Below are 18273 nucleotides of genomic sequence, written 5' to 3'. Positions count from 1 at the left end.
ATTAGACCGGTGAACATGTTCTGAACTGCGGCTATGTCGTTCCTGGTGATGGGTGCCGATTCATCGGCCGATTCGTCTGTAGAGTCCGGGGAGAGGCGGGACCATACGTCGTTTTTGAAGCCGTAGGAAGCCGTAGAAGGAGCGACCGTGCCCAAGTACGTTTACGACTTCACCGAGGGAAACAAAGATCTCAGAGACCTGCTCGGCGGCAAGGGGGCGAACCTCGCCGAGATGACCAATCTCGGGCTGCCGGTGCCCCCCGGCTTCACCATCACGACCGAGGCGTGCCGGAGCTTCCTGGCGAGCGGCGTCCTGCCCGAGGGGCTGGAGGAGGAGATCGCCGGGCACCTGGCCGCGCTGGAGACCGCGATGGGCCGCAGGCTCGGCCAGGCCGACGATCCGCTGCTGGTCAGCGTACGGTCCGGGGCCGCGTTCTCCATGCCCGGCATGATGGAGACGGTCCTCAACATCGGGCTGAACGACGACTCGGTCCACGGGCTGGCCAAGCAGGCCGGTGGCAACGAGCGCTTCGCCTGGGACTCCTACCGGCGCCTCATCCAGATGTTCGGCAAGACCGTCCAGGGCATCGACGGCGAGCTGTTCGACGACGCCCTGGAGCGGCTCAAGGACGGCCGCGACGACCTGGAGCTGGATGCGGCCGACCTGCGCGCCCTGGTCGCGACGTACAAGGAGATCGTCCGCGCGCACACCGGGGAGGACTTCCCCGCCGACCCGTACCTGCAGATGCGCATGGCGGTGGAGGCGGTGTTCTCCTCCTGGAACGCGCCGCGCGCCGTGCTGTACCGTCGCCAGGAGCGCATCCCGGCCGACCTTGGCACCGCGGTCAGCGTCTGCTCCATGGTGTTCGGCAACTGCGGCATGGACTCCGGCACCGGGGTCGCCTTCACCCGCGACCCCGGAACCGGCCAGCAGGGCGTGTACGGCGACTACCTGCAGAACGCGCAGGGCGAGGACGTGGTCGCGGGCATCCGCAACACCCTGCCGCTGCAGGAGCTCCGGAGCATCGACCGGCCCGTCTACGACGAGCTCATGCGGACCATGCGCACCCTGGAGGAGCACTACCGCGACCTGTGCGACATCGAGTTCACGGTCGAGCGCGGAAAGCTGTGGATGCTGCAGACCCGCGTGGGCAAGCGCACCCCGGGCGCCGCGTTCCGCATCGCCGTGCAGCTCGTCGACCAGGGCGTCATCGACCTCGACGAGGCGGTGACCCGGGTCACCGGCGACCAGCTCGCCCAGCTGATGTTCCCCCGCTTCGCCGAGGACACCGGCAGCACGGTCATCGCCAGGGGGATGAACGCCTCACCGGGCGCGGCCGTGGGCAAGGCCGTCTTCTCCACCGACCGCGCCGTCGAGCTCGCCGCGCAGGGCGAGGCCGTCATCCTGGTACGCCGCGAGACCAACCCCGACGACCTGGCCGGGATGATCGCCGCCCAGGGGGTGCTGACCAGCCGGGGCGGCAAGACCTCGCACGCCGCCGTGGTCGCCCGCGGCATGGGCAGGACGTGCGTCTGCGGCGCCGAGGCGCTGGAGGTCTCGGCCGCCGACCGCACGTTCACCGCCCCCGGCGGCGTGGTGGTCTCCGAGGGGGACGTCATCTCCATCGACGGCACCAGCGGGACCGTGTACCTCGGCGAGGTGCCCGTGGTCCCCTCCCCGGTCGTGGAGTACTTCGAGGGCTCGGGCGACCGGGACGACGAGCTGGTCCGCGCGGTGCACCGGCTCATGACCCACGCCGACGAGGTCCGCAGGATGGACGTGCGCGCCAACGCGGACACGGCCGAGGACTCGGCCAGGGCCCGCAGGTTCGGCGCCCAGGGCATCGGCCTGTGCCGCACCGAGCACATGTTCCTCGGGAAGCGCCGCAGCCTGGTCGAGGACCTGGTGCTGGCCGGCACCGACGAGGAACGGGACCGGGCGCTGGCAGCGCTGGAGCCGCTGCAGAAGGAGGACTTCACCGCCATCTTCCGGGCGATGGAGGGACTGCCGGTCACCGTCCGCCTGATCGACCCGCCGCTGCACGAGTTCCTGCCCGACTTCACCGAGCTGTCGGTGAAGATCGCCCTAGCGGGGGACGAGGCGCCGGAGAAGGACCGCAGGCTGCTGGTCGCCCTCAAGCGTCTCCACGAGGAGAACCCCATGCTGGGCCTGCGCGGGGTGCGGCTCGGTCTGATCATCCCCGGCGTGTTCGCCATGCAGGTCCGGGCGATCGCCGAGGCGGCCAAGGCCGTGCCGGGCAGCCGTCCCGAGATCATGATCCCGCTGGTGGCCGCGGTGCAGGAGCTGGAGCACGTCAGGGACGAGGCGCGGGCGATCCTCGCCGAGGCCGGCGTCGAGGCGCTGATCGGCACGATGATCGAGGTGCCGCGCGCCGCGCTGACCGCCGCCCAGATCGCCGAGGCCGCCGAGTTCTTCTCCTTCGGCACCAACGACCTGACCCAGATGACCTGGGGCTTCTCCCGGGACGACGTCGAGGCCGCGTTCTTCGCGAAGTACCTGGAGCTGGGCGTCTTCGGCGTGTCCCCGTTCGAGACGCTGGACGCCGACGGCGTCGGCAGGCTCGTCGAGATCGCGGTGGAGCAGGGCCGGAGCACCCGTCCCGACCTCAAGCTGGGCATCTGCGGCGAGCACGGCGGCGACCCCGACTCGATCCACTTCTGCCACCGGGCCGGCCTGGACTACGTGTCCTGCTCGCCGTTCCGCATCCCGGTCGCCCGGCTGGAGGCCGCCCGCGCCACCCTGGCCTGCGCCGGGTCCGACACCCGCTGACCGGGCGGGCCTCCCGAGGCTCCGCCCCCTCTCGTCCCTCACCCGGCCCGGTCGCCCCCGTCCGGCCCGGTCGCTTCCCGGGCCGGGCGAGGGGACACCCGTACCCCCGGTAACCAGGTGTTTTCTCGCCGTTCGGCATGAGGCGGGCCTTTCGCGGATAAAATCACTGCACGTATGCACCGTTATGACGAACACGATCAGGCCAGGTGGGTGCCGGAACCGCCCGGCAACCCGGGAAGAGGCCCGTTCCAGCGCGACCGGGCGCGGGTGCTGCACAGCGCCGGGCTACGGCGGCTCGCGGCCAAGACGCAGGTCGTCGGCCCGGGGGAGACCTTCGGCGGCGGCCAGCACATCCCCCGTACCCGCCTGACCCACTCGCTGGAGTGCGCACAGGTCGGCCGGGAGATGGGCGAGGCGCTCGGCCGCGACCCCGACCTGATGGAGACCGCCTGCCTGGCCCACGACCTGGGTCACCCGCCGTTCGGCCACAACGGGGAGACGGCGCTCAACGAACTGGCGAGCGGCTGCGGCGGCTTCGAGGGCAACGCGCAGAGCCTGCGCCTGCTGACCCGGCTGGAGGCCAAGGTCGTCACCGAGGACGGCCGCAGCGCCGGGCTCAACCTGACCCGGGCCTGCCTGGACGCCGCCGTGAAGTACCCGTGGACCCGCGAGCGGGGAGCCAAGTACTGCGTCTACGACGACGACATGCCGGTCTTCGAGTGGATCAGGCAGGGGGCGCCGGAGGGGCGGGTCAGCTTCGAGGCCCAGATCATGGACTGGGCCGACGACATCGCCTACTCGGTGCACGACCTGGAGGACGCCCTGCACTCCGGTGACGTGGTGCTGGAGGCGCTGCGCGACCCGGTGGAGCGCCGCGACGTCTGCGCCACCACCCGCGACTGGTACGCCCCCGACGCCGAGCCCGGGGAGCTGGAGGACGTCTTCGTCCGCCTGACCGCCCAGTCGCTCTGGCCTCGCCACTTCGACCGCTCGCTCGCCGACCTGGCCGCGATCAAGAGGCTCACCAGCTCGCTCATCGGTCACTTCTGCAGGTCGGCCGAGTTCGCCACCCGCGAGGCGTACGACCCGGCCGCCGGGCGCCACGGCGCGGACCTGATCGTGCCCAGGACCACCCGGCTGGAGTGCGCGCTGCTCAAAGGCGTCACCGCCCACTACGTGATGACCAGGGACGAGCACAACGCGAACCAGGCGCGGCAGCGCGAGCTGATCCACGACCTGGCCCACCAGATCATGCTGGGCGCCCCCGGCACCCTGGAGCCCGCTCTCAGGCCCGCGTTCGTCCGGGCGTCCGGCAACGCCGGGCGCCTGCGCGTGGTCATCGACCAGATCGCCTCGCTCACCGACACCTCGGCGGTCGCCTGGCACCGCCGCCTGTCGGGCCGCTGACCGGCCGTCCGCTCCCGGCACCCCGCGAGGACCGGACGGATCCCCCACCCGAAGGACGAACATGAACGCACGCTCCGAGGCGGGAGGCCGTCTCACCGCCCTGGGCACCCAGCTGCTCGAGGTGCACGTCTGGCTCCGCGAGATGCTGGAGGACCTCGAGGACGGCATCGACGACTACTTCGACGGCAGGGGACTCCCGCCCCGGGACCTGCGCGCGCACTGCCTGTCGTTCTGCACGGCGCTGACGCGCCACCACACCGGCGAGGACGGCGGCGCGTTCCCGGCGATCGCCGAGGAGTACCCCGAGCTGCGCAAGGTGCTCTCCGACCTGCGCAGCGACCACAACCACCTGGACTGGCTGATGGGGAACCTGCGCAAGCTCCTCGACGCCCTGCCGGAGCGACCGGACCCGGCCACGGCCTCGAAGGTGCGCGAGGAGGTGGGAGCGCTGTCGGCGGTCATGCGGACGCACTTCACCTACGAGGAGAAGAAGCTCGTCTCCGTGCTCAACGCGATGGACGTCCCCGAGTGGCGCGAGAACCGGCCCGGCTTCCTCCTGACCGACGACGAGGACGACTAGGACGATCAGCGTGACGGGGACGGGGACGGGGACGCGTTCGCCGGCGTCCCCGCGCACCGGCGGGACGACGCCCGCGCCACCCGCGCCATCGTGCCCGCGACGACCCTGTCAGCCGACGCCGCCGTCGCCGCCCAGGGTGATCTGCTCGGGCTCCTCCGGCGTCGGCGAGGGCTTGGGCTTCTTCTTGGCGGGCTGCGGCTTGGACGCGCACAGCGTGAAGCAGCGCGGGGCCGCTCCCGTCCGGTTCATCACGGCCTGCATCTCCTCCCGGGGCGAGAGCGTGGGGTTGCCCTTCAGCCACGCGTCCAGGTAGTTCCACGGGTTGACCATGCCGCGGCGGACCCACCAGAGCTGGGGGGAGGTCTTCCAGGAGATCGCGAAGTAGAGGTTGCTGGCGGTGGAGCGCGCGTTCCCGGAGTTGCCGATGCGGCCGAGCGTCTGCCCGGCGCCGACGCGCACCCCCGGCCTGATCCCGTCGGCGACCTCGTCCAGGTGGCCGCCCAGGTAGCGGACCCCGTCGTCGCCGACGACCGTGACGAACCGGCCCTCGCGGTCGGCGCCGCGGTCGGTGGAGGGCTTCCACCGGTTCTTGGTGTTGACCTCGTCGACCACCCCCGACACCGGTGAGACGAACGCGCAGCCCTTGCCCGCCCAGATCGTGGTCTTGGGCAGCACCAGCAGCCGGCTCTGGTAGTTGACCGAGCAGCCCTTGACCGGGAAGACGTAGCTGTACTTGGAGAGCTTCGGTGGCGGGACCCGCACCGGCGGGTCGGCCTTGGGGCGGTCGACCGCCGTCTGCGGGACGGGTGTCGGCGTCGAGTCCGGGATGGTCGCGGTGACCGAGCCGGGGGTCCCGGCGGCGCTCTCCGCCCCGGGCGTCGGGGGCGCCGTGCCGATGCCGGCCACCCCGCCCGGGGAAGCGCAGCCTCCGGTGACGAGCACCGCGCCGGTCACCGCGGCCAGTCGTGCCATGTGCCGCGATCGCATGATCTCCACCCGCGTACAGTATCGAGAATTCGCTCTTACCTTTGTAACCGACGTCATGGTTGGTCATGACCTCTTCGGGAAAGTCATCGTTCCTCCTGCCCCCGCCACCCCGTCCGTACCGTCCGGGCTGTCGGGGGCTGTCGGGGAGCCGGACTAGACTCGCGGCGTGGCAGGCCGGATCAGTGACGAGGACATCGCGCTCGTACGGGAGCGCTCACCGATCGCCGACATCGTGGGCGAGCACATCCAGCTCCGCAACGCGGGCGGCGGCAACCTGAAAGGGCTCTGTCCCTTCCATGACGAGAAGAGCCCGTCGTTCAACGTGACCCCCACCCGGGGGTACTGGTACTGCTTCGGCTGCGCCGAGGGCGGTGACGTCATCACCTTCGTCCGGCGCCTGGAGCACCTGTCGTTCGGCGAGGCCGTCGAGCGGCTGGCGAACAGGGCGGGCGTCCAGCTCCGCTACGAGCAGGGCGGCTACGTGCCCGGCCGCGAGCAGGGTGAGCGCAGCCGCCTGATCGAGGCACATCGGGCGGCGGCGGAGTTCTACGTCTCGAAGCTGTCGGCCCCCGACGCCGCGCCCGGACGCCGCTTCCTGTCCGAACGGGGCTTCGAGCGGGTCGACGCCGAGCGCTTCGGCGTCGGGTACGCCCCGGCCGAGTGGGAGGCGCTGGCACGGCACCTGATGGGCAGGGGCTTCACCGCCGCGGAGCTGATCAAGGGAGGGCTGGCCAAGGAGGGCCGGCGCGGCCCGATCGACCGGTTCCGGGGCCGGCTGGTCTGGCCCATCCGCGACATCACCGGCGACGTCATCGGGTTCGGCGCGCGGAAGCTGAACGACGCCGAGGACGGCCCGAAGTACCTGAACACCCCCGAGAGCCCGCTCTACCACAAGAGCGAGGTCCTGTACGGCATCGACCTGGCCAAACGCGAGATCTCCAAGCGCTCGCAGGCCGTGATCGTCGAGGGCTACACCGACGTGATGGCCTGTCACCTGTCCGGGGTGCCGACGGCGGTGGCCACCTGCGGCACCGCGTTCGGCGAGGAGCACATCAAGGTGCTCAGAAGGCTGCTGCTCGACCAGTCGGGCTCGCACGGCGAGGTGGTCTTCACCTTCGACGGCGACGCCGCGGGCCAGAAGGCGGCGCTGCGCGCCTTCGCCGACGAGCAGAAGTTCGTCACCCAGACCTTCGTCGCGGTGCAGCCCGACGGGCTCGACCCCTGCGACCTGCGCGTCCAGCACGGTGAGGCGGCCGTGCGCGACCTGATCGCGGCCAGGGAACCGCTCTTCGCGTTCGCCATCCGCAGCGTGATCTCCAAGTTCGACGTGAGCACCAACGAGGGAAGGCTCTCCGCCCTGGACGCCGCCGCCCCGATCGTGGCCGGCATCAAGGACAGGTCCCTGCGCCAGCTGTACGCCGTCGACCTCGACCGGTGGCTGGGGTTCAACAACGAGCGCTTCGTGATGGACCGGATCGCCGAGATCTCCACGGCGGCCCGGCCGCGCGCCGAACGCCCCGCGGGCCCGCGCCGGGTCGCCGACCTCACCGACCCCGGGGTGCGGACCGAGGCCGAGGTGCTGCGGCTGGCCGTCCAGCGTCCCGCGCTGCTCGGTCCCCGCTTCGAGGCGGTGGGCCCGGAGGCCTTCACGCTCCCCGAGCACGTGGCCCTCTACCGGCTGATCGCCGACTGCGGCGGCACCGCCGCGGCCGGGCAGGGCGGCCGCGAATGGGTCGACCTGCTGCTGGGCAGGGCCGAGGACTCCCTGCGCGGGATGGTCACCAGGTTCGCCGTGGAGGAGCTGCGGGCCGACCTGGCGAGCGAGGAGCGCTACGCCTCGGCCATGCTGGCCGCGCTGGAGCTGGTCTCGGTGGCGCGGGCCATCGAGCAGCTCAAGTCGAAGATGCAGCGGACGAACCCGGTCGAGGAGCAGCAGGAGTACAACCGGCTGTTCGGCGAGCTGGTCGCGCTGGAGCAGCAGCGGCGCGTCCTGAGGGAGCGCACCGCCGCGAGCTGACGGCGTAATTTGCTTTAATGTCCATCCGCCGATTCCGCCAAACCTTAATAAGGTCTCGATCCGATAAGGAACAGGGCCTTACCTCCGGTGACAAAAATAGGTCTGCCATTTAGGGGATCCAATACAGCAGACTGTCTCCCGTGGGTGCATCGGTGCTGCCAAGTGGGCCGCCATCGGTAGACCAGGTGGCCGACCTCGTCGCGAAGGGAAGAGAGCGCGGAAGCGTCACGGTCGATGACGTGGCCGCCGCTCTCGACAGATCCGAGCTGCCGTCCGACGCGCTCGAGCGCGTCGTCCGCATGCTCGCCGAACAGGGTGTGGAGGTCCTCGAGCCCCAGGGCGACGAGGAACCCGCCCGACCCGATGAGGAGGATGTCGGTAAAAGGGCGCCGACCAGCGATCTCGTCCGTATCTACCTGCGGGAGATCGGCCGGGTGCCCCTGCTCACGGCCGAGGAGGAGGTGGAGCTCGCCAAGTCGATCGAAGCGGGCCTGTTCGCCGAGGACAAGCTGACCAGCGTCGTCTCACGCCTGGGGTTCCCGGAGTTCAGGGAGCTCGTCTGGCAGGGGACGCGGGCCAAGCAGCGGCTGATCGAGGCCAATCTCCGGCTGGTGGTGTCAATCGCCAAAAGATATGTGGGACGCGGCATGCTCTTCCTGGATCTCATCCAGGAGGGCAACCTCGGGCTCATCCGGGCGGTCGAGAAATTCGACTACACCAAGGGCTACAAGTTCTCCACATACGCCACCTGGTGGATTCGCCAGGCGATCACCAGGGCGATCGCGGACCAGGCGCGCACCATTCGCATTCCGGTGCACATGGTCGAGACGATCAACAAACTGGTACGGGTCCAGCGCCAGCTCCACCAGGATCTGGGCCGCGAGCCCGCCCCGGAGGAGATCGCCCTGGAGATGGACCTGCCGATCGACCGGGTGATCGAGATCCAGCGGATCGCCCAGGAGCCGGTCTCCCTGCAGTCCCCGATCGGGGAGGAGGACTCCGACCTCGGCGACTTCATCGAGGACGCGGACGCGGTCGTGCCGATGGAGGCCGCCGCCTTCATCATGCTGCAGGACCAGCTCGACGACATCCTCGCGACCCTGTCGGACCGGGAGCAGCGCATCATCCAGCTGCGCTTCGGGCTCGCGGACGGGCATCCCCGTACGCTGGAGGAGGTCGGCAGGGAGTTCGGGGTGACCCGGGAGCGCATCCGGCAGATCGAGTCGAAGACCCTCGCCAAGCTCCGCCACCCGACCAGGGCGCAGATGCTGCGCGACTATCTCGACTGAGGCACCGTCCCCGGTGCCCCGTCAGGGCCGGCGACCCGGCGTTCCGCCCGGTCGCCGGCCCGTCGTCGCTCGTCGCCCGGGGGCCTTCCGCGAGCCGCTCTTCCAGTAGTCCGGTCTTCCCGCGATCCGGGCCGGTCTTCCCGCGATCCGGAGCGGCGCCCCCGTGGTCCGGCGCGGTCCGGGCCGGTTTCCGGCCGTTCTGGGCTGTTCTCCCGGCCGATACAGGCGCAGACTGGGCGGATGGAGTCGCGAGCGGCGGTGGACGACGCGGCGCTGGGGCGCGAGGCATGGGCCGTGCTCGACGCGAACTGGACGGGGTCCGCCACCGTCCCCGCCCCCGGCCTCTACCCGCACCAGTGGAACTGGGACTCCACCTTCGTGGCGATCGGCCTGGCCCGCCGGGACACCCGCAGGGCCGGGACCGAGCTGCTCAGCCTGCTGGCGGGGCAGTGGGGCAACGGCATGGTGCCGCACATCGTCTTCCGGCCCGTCCGGGCGGAGGTCTACTTCCCCGGGCCGTCGGTGTGGCGCTCCCGGGAGCACCGCTCGGCCCCCAACGGGGTGGGCACCTCGGGGCTGACCCAGCCGCCCCTGCAGGCGCTGGCGCTGTGGTGGATCTGGCGGCACGCGGCCGACCGCGACACGGCCGCGGCCCTGGTACGGCGGCTCTACCCCATGCTGGTCGCCCAGCACGACTACCTCGCCACGGTCAGGGACCTCGGCGGGGCCGGGCTGGCCGCGATCGTCCACCCCTGGGAGTCGGGAATGGACGACAGCCCCGTCTGGGACGCCCCGCTGGAGGCGCTGCCGATGACCGGGGCCCCGTACCGGAGGGCGGGGGGATCCTGCGGCGAGGGGCGGCCGGGCGGCCACCACGACCCCTTCGTCACGCTCGCCCTGCGCTACCGCGACTCCGGCTACGATCCGGCCTACCTGCGCGACGAGCACCCGTTCGCGGTCGAGGACCCGATGTTCAACGGCATCTGGCTCGCCTCCTGCCAGGCCCTGGCCGAGCTGGCGCCGGTGGCCGGCGCGGACGCCGGGCCGCACCGGGCGGCGGTGGAGCGGATCCGCGCCGGGCTGCTGGAACGCCTGTGGGCCGACGGCCTCTTCCGCGCCCGCGACCTGCGCGGCGGAGGGCTCAGCCCGGTCTGCACGGTCGGGTGCTTCGGGCCGCTGCTGGACCGGGAACTGCCCGCGGACCGGGTCGCGGAGCTGGTGGGGGTGCTGGAGTCGGCCCGCTTCATGGGGGCGGCCGGGTACCCGGTGCCCAGCTGCGAGATCCGCGCCCGGCAGTTCGACCGCTCCCGCTACTGGCGCGGGCCGTCCTGGGTGAACACCAACTGGCTGCTGCGCCGGGCCGCGACCGTCCACGACCTGACGGGGCTGGCCAGGATCCTCGGGGCGAGCACCCTGCGCCTGGTACGGCAGGCGGGTTTCCGCGAGTGCTTCGACCCCTTCGACGGCAGCGGCCGGGGCAGCAGGGACTTCTCGTGGTCGGCGGCGCTCACCCTGGACCTGCTCGCCGATACCGTGGAGGAATGAGGCTCTTCAACCGCATGCCCTCCGAGGTCCGCGCGGCCGTCGTCCCGGGTGACCGGGTGCTCACCTACGCCGGAGGGCCGGACGGCTACGTGATCGCCGCCGACCGGGCGCTGTACCTGGGGGACGTGCGCCTGCCCTGGTTCCAGGTGGACCGCGGCACGTGGGACGAGGAGGGGCTGACGGTCGTCACCACGGACGGGCGGTCGCACCGGGCGCTGCTGCCCGAGCCGGGCCGGATCCCCGAGGCCGTACGGGAGCGGGTGACGGCCTCGATCGTGGTCAACCAGTACGTCCCGCTGGACGCCCGCGGGGGAGTGCGGCTGGTGGCGAGGAGGGCCGAGGCCGACGAGCTGGTCTGGGAGCTCGTCTTCGACGCCGGTCTCGACCCGGCCGACCCGGGCCTGCGCGCCCTGGCCGAGCAGGCGCTGGAGGAGACGCGCCGCAGCTTCGGCGTCTGAACGGGACCCGGCGGGTCTCCGGCGTCCGGACCGGTCCTGGGACGCCCCACGGACCCGGAACGGCTCCGTACACGCGAAAAGGCCCCCGAGGGGGCCTTCGCACCTGCGGGCCGCTCCCGGCCCGAGGGTCCGGAAGCGGCGTCGGGGATCAGTACGGCGCGGAGGTCCGCTGGTTCTCCGGCCAGCCGGTGCCGGTCTCGTCCACCTCGTCGCCGTGCCAGCCGTTGGCCGACTTCAGGAACGGCAGCCGGTTCTTGGCCACGTCACTGACCTTGTCCTTCGCCACGCCGGTGGCCCTGGAGACCTTGGCGCCCACCAGACCGGCGGTCTCCTGCACGGACGGGTTGTCGGAGACCCGCTGGGCCATCCGCTTGATCTGCTCGTAACGCTCCCGTCCGGCACGGCTCCCCAGGACGTACCCGGCCGCGAATCCCACACAGAACATCATCCGATAACGCATGTCCACCTCCACAAGCTGTTCCGCCGGACCCCGTGATGCGATCACCTGCGGATCGCCACTCGTCCCGCCCCTACCCCGGAGTATCGATGCGACACACACCCATGGAGTGCGCTAATCTATTCCTGCGCCGCAAGGAACGGGGAACATCCGCTCCGACCAGCGCAAAGCGCGATCCCGTGTAGCTCAATCGGCAGAGCAGCCGGCTGTTAACCGGCAGGTTATAGGTTCGAGTCCTATCGCGGGAGCCATCACGAAGGCCCCGGAAGCCCCGCTTCCGGGGCCTTCGGCGTCTCGTATCCCGATTCAGCGGACAAAGCACGGCGAATCACAGAAAATGAGATCGCCGTGCCCGGGCCCCGTGATCGCAGCGGATGGACCGGCGCGCGGCTGCCGCGGACCACACCGATCGCAGCGGGGAAGGGCCGCCGCGTTCAGGGCACCGTGCCGCCCGGAACGGCCGTCGTGCCCGTGAGCCACATTGGGTGGTTTTGCTGTGCTCACCTGGCGAAGGTCCCGGCGTCATGCCCCGGATCCGGTCCATGTCGTCCCCGAGGCGCCCCCTGCCGTCGCGCGGACCCCGGCCGACGAGAGGGCCGCGGCCGATGTGGAGGCCGCGGCCGAGGACTATCTGAGGTTGTTCCACGCGGAGAATCCCGGGGCAGGTGACCCGCGGGAGCGCCTGCGCGAGGTCCGGCAGGAGATCGCCCGGACCGGCACGTACACGCACACTCCCAGCGAGCTGGTCTTCGGCGCCAGGGTGGCCTGGCGCAACAGCGGCAGGTGCATCGGCCGGCTGTACTGGCGCTCGCTACGGGTGCGCGACCGGCGGTACGTCACCACGGCCGAGGGCATCGCGGTCGAGTGCGTGAACCACCTGCGGGACGCGGCGCTGGCCCGCAGGATCCGCCCGACGATCACCGTGTTCCCCCAGGAGCGGCCGGGCGTCCCCGGGCCCCGGATCTGGAACGAGCAACTGATCCGGTACGCCGGTTACCGGACGGCGGACGGGTCCGTCGTCGGGGACCCGCGCTACGTCGCCTTCACCGAGATGCTGCGCGAGCTGGGCTGGCCGGGCGGTCCCGGGAGCCCGTTCGACGTCCTGCCGCTGGCGATCTCGGTGGGGGAGGGGCCGCCGCTGCTGTCCACGCTGCCCGGCGACGCCGTCCTGGAGGTCGCGCTCTCGCACCCGGTCCACGCCTGGTTCGAGGAGCTGGGACTGCGCTGGCACGCCGTACCGGTGATCTCGAACATGTGCCTGGAGATCGGCGGGGTCTGCTATCGGGCGGCGCCGTTCAACGGCTGGTACATGGGCACCGAGATCGGCGCCCGCAACCTGGCCGACACCGACCGCTACGACCTGACACCGTTGATCGCCCGGCGCCTGGGCCTGAACACCGGCACCGACCGCTCGCTGTGGCGGGACTACGCCATGGTGGAGCTGAACGCGGCGGTGCTGCACTCCTTCGAGCGGGCCGGGGTGACGATGACCGACCACCACACCGAGTCCCGGCACTTCCTGATGCACCTGGAGCGCGAGGAGAAGGCCGGGAGGGTCTGCCCGGCCGACTGGAGCTGGATCGTTCCGCCGATGTCGGCCTCGGCCACGCCGGTGTTCCACCGCTACTACGAGGACAGGCGGCTGACGCCGAACTTCGTCCACCACCCCGACTCCCTGGAGCGCGGTCTCGGCCGCCCCCGCGGACCGGGAAGCTGATCACCGGCCCGTCCTCCCTCCGGAGCCCCCGCCCCTGCTGACGCCGGGGCGGGAAAAGGTGTAGAACGATATTCTGTAACCTCGGGACGGAGGTTCTGACGCGGGTGCCCCGAGGGCTCCCCGGAGGGAGGCGGAATGCTCGACCTGGTGCTGTCGTCGGTCGAGGGGGGCGTGCTCACCCTGACGTTCAACCGGCCGGACCGGCTGAACGCCTGGACCGACGAGATGGGCAGGCGCTACTTCGACCAGCTGGCCGACGCCGAGAAGGACCCCGAGGTCCGGGTGATCGTCGTCACCGGGGCGGGACGGGGGTTCTGCGCGGGCGCGGACTTCCGGACGCTCACCGCCATCCAGGACGGCTCCTACTCCGGGGAGCCCGACCGGCGTCCCACCACCTTCCCGACCACGATCCGCAAGCCGGTCATCGCCGCCGTCAACGGTGCCTGCGCCGGGCTCGGCATGGTCCACGCCCTGGTCTGCGACCTGGTCTTCACCGCGGACGAGGCCAAGTGGACCACCGCGTTCGCCCGCCGCGGACTGGTCGCCGAGTACGGCCTGTCGTGGATCCTGCCGCGCCTGGCCGGCCAGGCCGCGGCCATGGACCTGCTGCTGTCGGGCCGTACCTTCACCGGGGCCGAGGCCCGCGAGCTGGGGCTGGCCGTCCGGTCGGTGCCCGGGGAGCGCCTGATGGAGGAGACCATGGCCTACGCCCGGGAGCTGGCGACCCACAGCTCACCGGCCTCGATGGCGGTGATCAAGCGGCAGGTCTGGGGCGACTGGCAGCAGAGCCTGGAGTCCTCGGAGTCGGCGGCCGTCCGCCTGATGGCCGAGTCCTTCACCCGCCCGGACTTCGTGGAGGGCGTGGCCAGCTTCGTCGAGCGCCGCGCCCCGGCGTTCCCGCCGCTGTAGACGGGCCCGCGCCGTGGACGGAGCCCTGCCGTGGACGGGCCCGCGCGGTCGTGCGGGTGTTCCACCAGGTCGCACGGGCCCTGGGTCGTACGGGCCCCGGCGGGTCGTGCCGGCCCTGCCGGGTCGTACGGCTCCGGCGGGCTCAGGTGACCAGGGAGAGCCAGTGCGGGGCGGCACCGAAGGGAGGGGTTCCTGCGGTGACGGCCTTCATCAGCCAGGCGGCCGAGTCACGGGCGTTCTGCACCACGTCGGGCGGGTACGCGTACCGGATCCGGTGCTCCTCGAACTCGTCCTCGTCGTCCAGGAAGATCCGCCTGGTGCGGCCCCTGAGCACGTCACGGCGGGTCCGGATCACGTCGAGGTCGAGGTCGATCATGGTGACCTCGCCGTCGCGCCACTCGGGCACCGTGGAGATGTCGCAGTAGATCTCGTGCTTGTTCGGGGCGGCGTTGAAGGCGGCCGTCCACCAGGCGTCGCGGGGGAAGAGCATCACGAAGGGCTGCGGCCAGGCGACGGCGGGGCCGTCCCCCTTGTGGCCGCTGGAGCCGGCCACGCAGCCCGTCCAGACCCCGTGCTCGTCCTCGCCGAGCAGCAGGCCGCGGTGGTGCCAGTGCAGCGATCCGTCGTACTTGCGGTAGACCACGTTCACGATCTCGTAGGACATCCTTCGACAGTAGGGCTTGACAATGATCCATGCATTTCCTACCTTTTAAATAGGTTAAACGCGTCGATGTGAGACCCCGGCCGGCTGACCGGCGCCCCTTCCGTCGCGAGGGGCGCCTCCGGGGAGAACCCGGCGGCACGGTCGGCGTGCCGCGGACGCGGCCCCCGCCGGGCCGCCGAGACGTGTACGGGAGTGCCACATGTCGCAGAGCGCCACACCGGAACCCGACCATCCCGAACCCCTCGCCCTCGACCCGGACGGCGTCCCGGCCGGGGAGCCGGTGATCGTCAAGGGGATGGGGCCGGCCCTGGCCGGCCTGCTGGTGCCGCTCACCTCGGGCAGGGGCGGCCGGTGCGCCCGCGGGTACGACGGGGAGCTGGTCTACCTGCCCGGCGAAGGCGAGCCCCTGCTGCACGTGGGGTCCTCGCGCGGCGTGCCGCACCACCGCGGGTTCGCCCACCCCTTCGGCGGCGCCGAGCCGCCGGTGCCGCGCTTCGTCACCCGCGGCACGCTGGGCACGGGGCCGTGGAACCTCCGCCGCGACCTGTGGCCCCTGGTGGCCAAGGAACTCGCCTTCGCGTACTACCACGAGCTCATCACCGCCCACCCGGAGCGGACGCGGTCGACCTGGGAGGAGTTCGAGGAGGCCTTCGCGGCCGAGGAGTGGAACAGCCCCGCGATGCGCAGGCTCGTCCGCGCCGCCGTCCCCCGGCACCCCGACCGGCTCGACCTCGACCGCCTCGACCGGCCGCTGCACGGCATCCGGTTCGGCGACCGGGCGGGGGTGCGCAGGTGGATGCGCGGCTACCTCGCCGCCGACCTGGAACGGCGCTCCGACCCGGCGCACAGCGCCGACCACGCCATGGTCCTCGCCCTGCTCTCCGTCCGCGCCGTCCTCGCCGAGGCCGGCGTCTCCGACCCCTGGTTCCGGGAGTTCTCCGACCATGTCGCCGGTGGCTCGCCCGCGTCGTACCTGGAGGAACTCCGCGCCCTCGCCGAGGCCGGGGTGGTCGTCTTCCTCGGCGCCGACCTGGTGATCGACCGGTACGAGGGACGCTGGCGGGCACAGAGCCCCACCGCCCCCGGGGCCGTGACCTCCACGGTCCTCGTCGACACCGGACGGCCCGCGTGGTCGCCGGACAGGACGGCGGTCACGGCCTCCGGCGCGGACCCGTGGGCCAGGGCACCGCGCAGGAGACCGGCGCCCAGGACCGAGACGAGGTACTCCAGGATCCTCGCGACGACGCCGGTGTGGGGACGGCACCCCACCTGATCCCGCACGGCACGCCCCGCGGCCCCGGTCTCGCCCGCCACGGTCGCGGGAGCGGTCCCGCCCGTTCTCCGTGCGGGTCCCGCCCGGTCCCGTGCGGCACGGCTACGTCGCGGGGTGACTCGGCACGGCCTCGGGAACGGCGTCCGTGCTCCGGTGGCCGAGCCTGCGGATGTCGGGCAGGAGCAGCACGCCCAGGCAGGAGGCCGCCAGCAGCGCCGCCGCCCCGTACAGGGTGGGGGCGGTCCCCACGGCGGTGGCCAGCGGCCCGGCCAGGGCCATGCCGAGGGGCATCAGCCCGAGGGAGAGCAGCCAGTCGTACGCCGACACCCGGGAGATCGCCTCGGCCGGGATGTGCTCCTGCACCAGGGTCTCCCACATCGGGGCCATCAGCGCCAGACCACCGGTCATCAGCCCGTAGGCCACCGCGACCATCGGCGCGGACATCCCCGCGGCGAGCAGGACGAGCGGCAGCGCGCCGAGCGCCAGCACCAGGTTGGCGACGACCAGGGGCCGCTTCGGCCTCACCCGCAGGGCCAGCAGCGCCCCTGCCAGGGCGCCGATCGTGCCGCCCTGCACGATCGTGCCCCAGGCGAGCTCGCCGCCCAGGGTGGTGACGGCGAGCACCGGCCCGATGGTGATCAGGACGCAGCGGCTCAGGTTCCACATGGAGTGGCCGACCAGGTTGGTCCAGTACCACCGGTGCCGTCGCATCTGCGTCCAGCCCTCGGCGAGCTGCCGCAGGAACGGCTCGTGCGGCGTGGGCGGGATCGGCGCGAGCCGGAGGCGGCCCAGCAGGACCGCGCTGGCCGCGAACGTCAGCGCGTCCAGGAGCAGTGCCCAGCCGGCGCCGACGGTCAGCGCCAGGGCGGTGGCGATCCCCGGGCCGAGCAGGATGGATCCCCGCTGGGCGATCGCCATGAGCGCGTTGGCCCGGGAGAGGTGCTCCGGGGCCACGGTGGCGGGCACCAGGCCGGTCGTGGCGGGCAGGAAGAAGGCGGACCCCGCGCCGGAGAGGGCGGCCAGGATCGCCAGGTGGGCGATGTCGACCGTGCCGGTGACCAGCTCGACGCCCATGGCCGCGTGGGCGAGACCGCGGACCAGGTCCGCGGCCACCATCACGCGGCGGCGCGGCAGCCGGTCGGCCCAGACCCCGCCGGGCAGCATGAGCGTCACCGTGGCGATCGACTGGGCGGCCAGCACGAGGCCCAGGTCGGTGGCCGAACCGGTCGTGGTGACGATCGCCAGCGCGAGCGCCACGGCGGTGATCGAGTCGCCGACGGCCGACAGGCTCTGCCCGGCCCACAGCAGCCGGAAGCGGGCGTCCCGCAGGGGGGACAGGGTGTCTCGCATGGGGGTCATGAGAGAAAAGTACTATGAAAGCAAAATATATGCATTCATAACTTTGGATCGCCGACGGGCGGCGTACCCTGTGGGCATGTCAGAGCCCGACTCCGTCGACCGTCACATCGCGCACTGGTCCCGGGAGCTGTCCGACCTCGACCCACAGATCGAGGGGATGGTCACGCGCATGCAGATGCTCGTGCGGCTGCTCAAGCGGCACAAGGAGGAGTGGCTGGCCGCCGGAGGGCTCAAGCCGTGGGAGTTCCAGATCCTGCACCACCTGGTGGCCACCGGGCCGCCCTACCGGGCGACGCCCTCGACGCTGGCCGAGTGGCTCGACACCCACCCGGCCACGCTGACGAACCGGCTCGACCGGCTGGAGAAGGCCGGGTACGTCGACCGCGCGCACGACCCGGCCGACCGCCGCCGCCTGCTCGTGGGGCTCACCCCGGCCGGCCGGGCCGCCTGGCAGGAGCGCATGGACGAGGGCGACCGGTCGGAACGGGCGTTGTTCGCACCGCTGGACGCGGACGAGCGGGAGCTTCTCGACGGCCTCCTGCGCCGCCTGGTCCGCGCGGCCGAGCAGGAGGGCCCGCCGCTGATGCCCGACTGGCCGGCCGGCCCGAAGGCGCCCGTCCCGCCGGGCCCGTCCTCCGGTCCGGCCTCGGGCGCGACGACCACGCGGTAGGGGCGGCCCTGGACACGGGCACGGCCACGGGCTCGGGCACGGCTGCGGGCTCGGACACGGGTGCGGACGCGGGCCCGGGTACGGACGCGGGCCCGGACATGGACGCGGGCCCGCGCGGAACGCGGGCCCGGGCCGGGACGAGGCGTTCGAG

15 protein-coding genes, 1 tRNA gene and 1 riboswitch are annotated in these 18273 nt (G+C 72.0%); of the genes, 12 read left to right on the top strand and 4 right to left on the bottom strand.

Going from position 1 to position 18273, the window contains the following annotated elements:
* Window positions 1–147 precede the first annotated feature (147 nt).
* The 3 genes from ppdK to ACZ6RT_RS16655 all read left to right on the top strand — a co-directional run bounded on the left by ppdK (window position 148) and on the right by ACZ6RT_RS16655 (window position 4777).
* Entirely contained in the window at window positions 148–2790 is a 2643-nt protein-coding gene (gene ppdK, locus ACZ6RT_RS16665) for a pyruvate, phosphate dikinase (protein ID WP_470154311.1), read from the top strand.
* A 174-nt stretch (window positions 2791–2964) separates the two neighbouring features.
* On the top strand, window positions 2965–4197 hold the full coding sequence (locus ACZ6RT_RS16660; RefSeq protein WP_399191229.1) for a deoxyguanosinetriphosphate triphosphohydrolase: 1233 nt from the start codon (window positions 2965–2967) through the stop codon (window positions 4195–4197).
* 61 nt (window positions 4198–4258) lie between these two features.
* Window positions 4259–4777 carry a hemerythrin domain-containing protein gene (locus tag ACZ6RT_RS16655; RefSeq protein WP_470154309.1) on the top strand — a complete coding sequence of 173 codons (519 nt, stop codon included), beginning with the start codon at window positions 4259–4261 and terminating at the stop codon, window positions 4775–4777.
* Between the two features lie 108 nt (window positions 4778–4885).
* Here the strand turns inward: ACZ6RT_RS16655 and ACZ6RT_RS16650 are convergent, their stop codons facing one another.
* Window positions 4886–5764, bottom strand: a complete 879-nt coding sequence (locus ACZ6RT_RS16650; protein ID WP_470154634.1) for a M23 family metallopeptidase — start codon at window positions 5762–5764, stop codon at window positions 4886–4888.
* A 166-nt stretch (window positions 5765–5930) separates the two neighbouring features.
* Between ACZ6RT_RS16650 and dnaG the strand changes: the two genes are divergently transcribed.
* The 4 genes from dnaG (at window position 5931) to ACZ6RT_RS16630 (ending at window position 11073) form a co-directional block, all read left to right on the top strand.
* Window positions 5931–7781, top strand: coding sequence for a DNA primase (dnaG, locus tag ACZ6RT_RS16645; RefSeq protein ID WP_470154308.1), 1851 nt, complete (start codon window positions 5931–5933; stop codon window positions 7779–7781).
* Between the two features lie 185 nt (window positions 7782–7966).
* Window positions 7967–9070 (top strand): RNA polymerase sigma factor RpoD, encoded by a 1104-nt coding sequence (gene rpoD, locus ACZ6RT_RS16640; RefSeq protein ID WP_344898432.1) that lies wholly within the window; start codon window positions 7967–7969, stop codon window positions 9068–9070.
* 240 nt (window positions 9071–9310) lie between these two features.
* Complete coding sequence (locus tag ACZ6RT_RS16635; protein WP_470154306.1) at window positions 9311–10615, top strand: MGH1-like glycoside hydrolase domain-containing protein; 1305 nt, start codon at window positions 9311–9313, stop codon at window positions 10613–10615.
* On the top strand, window positions 10612–11073 hold the full coding sequence (locus tag ACZ6RT_RS16630; RefSeq protein ID WP_470154304.1) for a hypothetical protein: 462 nt from the start codon (window positions 10612–10614) through the stop codon (window positions 11071–11073). The genes ACZ6RT_RS16635 and ACZ6RT_RS16630 overlap by 4 nt, the downstream gene beginning before the upstream one ends.
* 148 nt (window positions 11074–11221) lie before the next feature.
* Here ACZ6RT_RS16630 and ACZ6RT_RS16625 read toward each other — a convergent pair whose 3' ends face one another.
* The gene (locus ACZ6RT_RS16625; protein ID WP_344898427.1) at window positions 11222–11533 is read right to left on the bottom strand and encodes a YtxH domain-containing protein; all 312 of its coding nucleotides are present in this window, start codon (window positions 11531–11533) and stop codon (window positions 11222–11224) included.
* Window positions 11534–11705: 172 nt separating this feature from the next.
* Between ACZ6RT_RS16625 and ACZ6RT_RS16620 the strand changes: the two genes are divergently transcribed.
* From ACZ6RT_RS16620 to ACZ6RT_RS16610, 3 genes are all read left to right on the top strand, one after another.
* Window positions 11706–11781 (top strand) — tRNA-Asn (locus tag ACZ6RT_RS16620).
* Window positions 11782–12026: 245 nt separating this feature from the next.
* Window positions 12027–13247, top strand: a complete 1221-nt coding sequence (locus ACZ6RT_RS16615; RefSeq protein ID WP_470154302.1) for a nitric oxide synthase oxygenase — start codon at window positions 12027–12029, stop codon at window positions 13245–13247.
* Window positions 13248–13382: 135 nt separating this feature from the next.
* On the top strand, window positions 13383–14156 hold the full coding sequence (locus tag ACZ6RT_RS16610; RefSeq protein ID WP_344898423.1) for an enoyl-CoA hydratase: 774 nt from the start codon (window positions 13383–13385) through the stop codon (window positions 14154–14156).
* A 142-nt stretch (window positions 14157–14298) separates the two neighbouring features.
* On the opposite strand, the gene ACZ6RT_RS16605 is transcribed toward ACZ6RT_RS16610, so the two are convergent.
* Entirely contained in the window at window positions 14299–14820 is a 522-nt protein-coding gene (locus ACZ6RT_RS16605) for a DUF402 domain-containing protein (protein ID WP_399191242.1), read from the bottom strand.
* A gap of 52 nt (window positions 14821–14872) precedes the next feature.
* A riboswitch (SAM riboswitch) is annotated at window positions 14873–14984 on the top strand.
* Between the two features lie 35 nt (window positions 14985–15019).
* On the opposite strand from ACZ6RT_RS16605, the gene ACZ6RT_RS16600 reads away from it, so the two are divergent.
* Window positions 15020–16093 (top strand): hypothetical protein, encoded by a 1074-nt coding sequence (locus tag ACZ6RT_RS16600; RefSeq protein ID WP_470154299.1) that lies wholly within the window; start codon window positions 15020–15022, stop codon window positions 16091–16093.
* 102 nt (window positions 16094–16195) lie between these two features.
* Here the strand turns inward: ACZ6RT_RS16600 and ACZ6RT_RS16595 are convergent, their stop codons facing one another.
* A complete protein-coding gene (locus tag ACZ6RT_RS16595) occupies window positions 16196–17452 on the bottom strand; it encodes an MFS transporter (RefSeq protein WP_470154297.1) in 1257 nt (418 codons plus the stop codon).
* Window positions 17453–17528: 76 nt separating this feature from the next.
* On the opposite strand from ACZ6RT_RS16595, the gene ACZ6RT_RS16590 reads away from it, so the two are divergent.
* Window positions 17529–18122 (top strand): MarR family winged helix-turn-helix transcriptional regulator, encoded by a 594-nt coding sequence (locus tag ACZ6RT_RS16590; protein ID WP_399191247.1) that lies wholly within the window; start codon window positions 17529–17531, stop codon window positions 18120–18122.
* Window positions 18123–18273: the final 151 nt, after the last annotated feature.

Source organism: Streptosporangium sp. NPDC050148, assembly GCF_055586505.1.
Note: the sequence above shows the minus strand (reverse complement) of the source record. Positions and strands in the feature narration are given on the sequence as shown.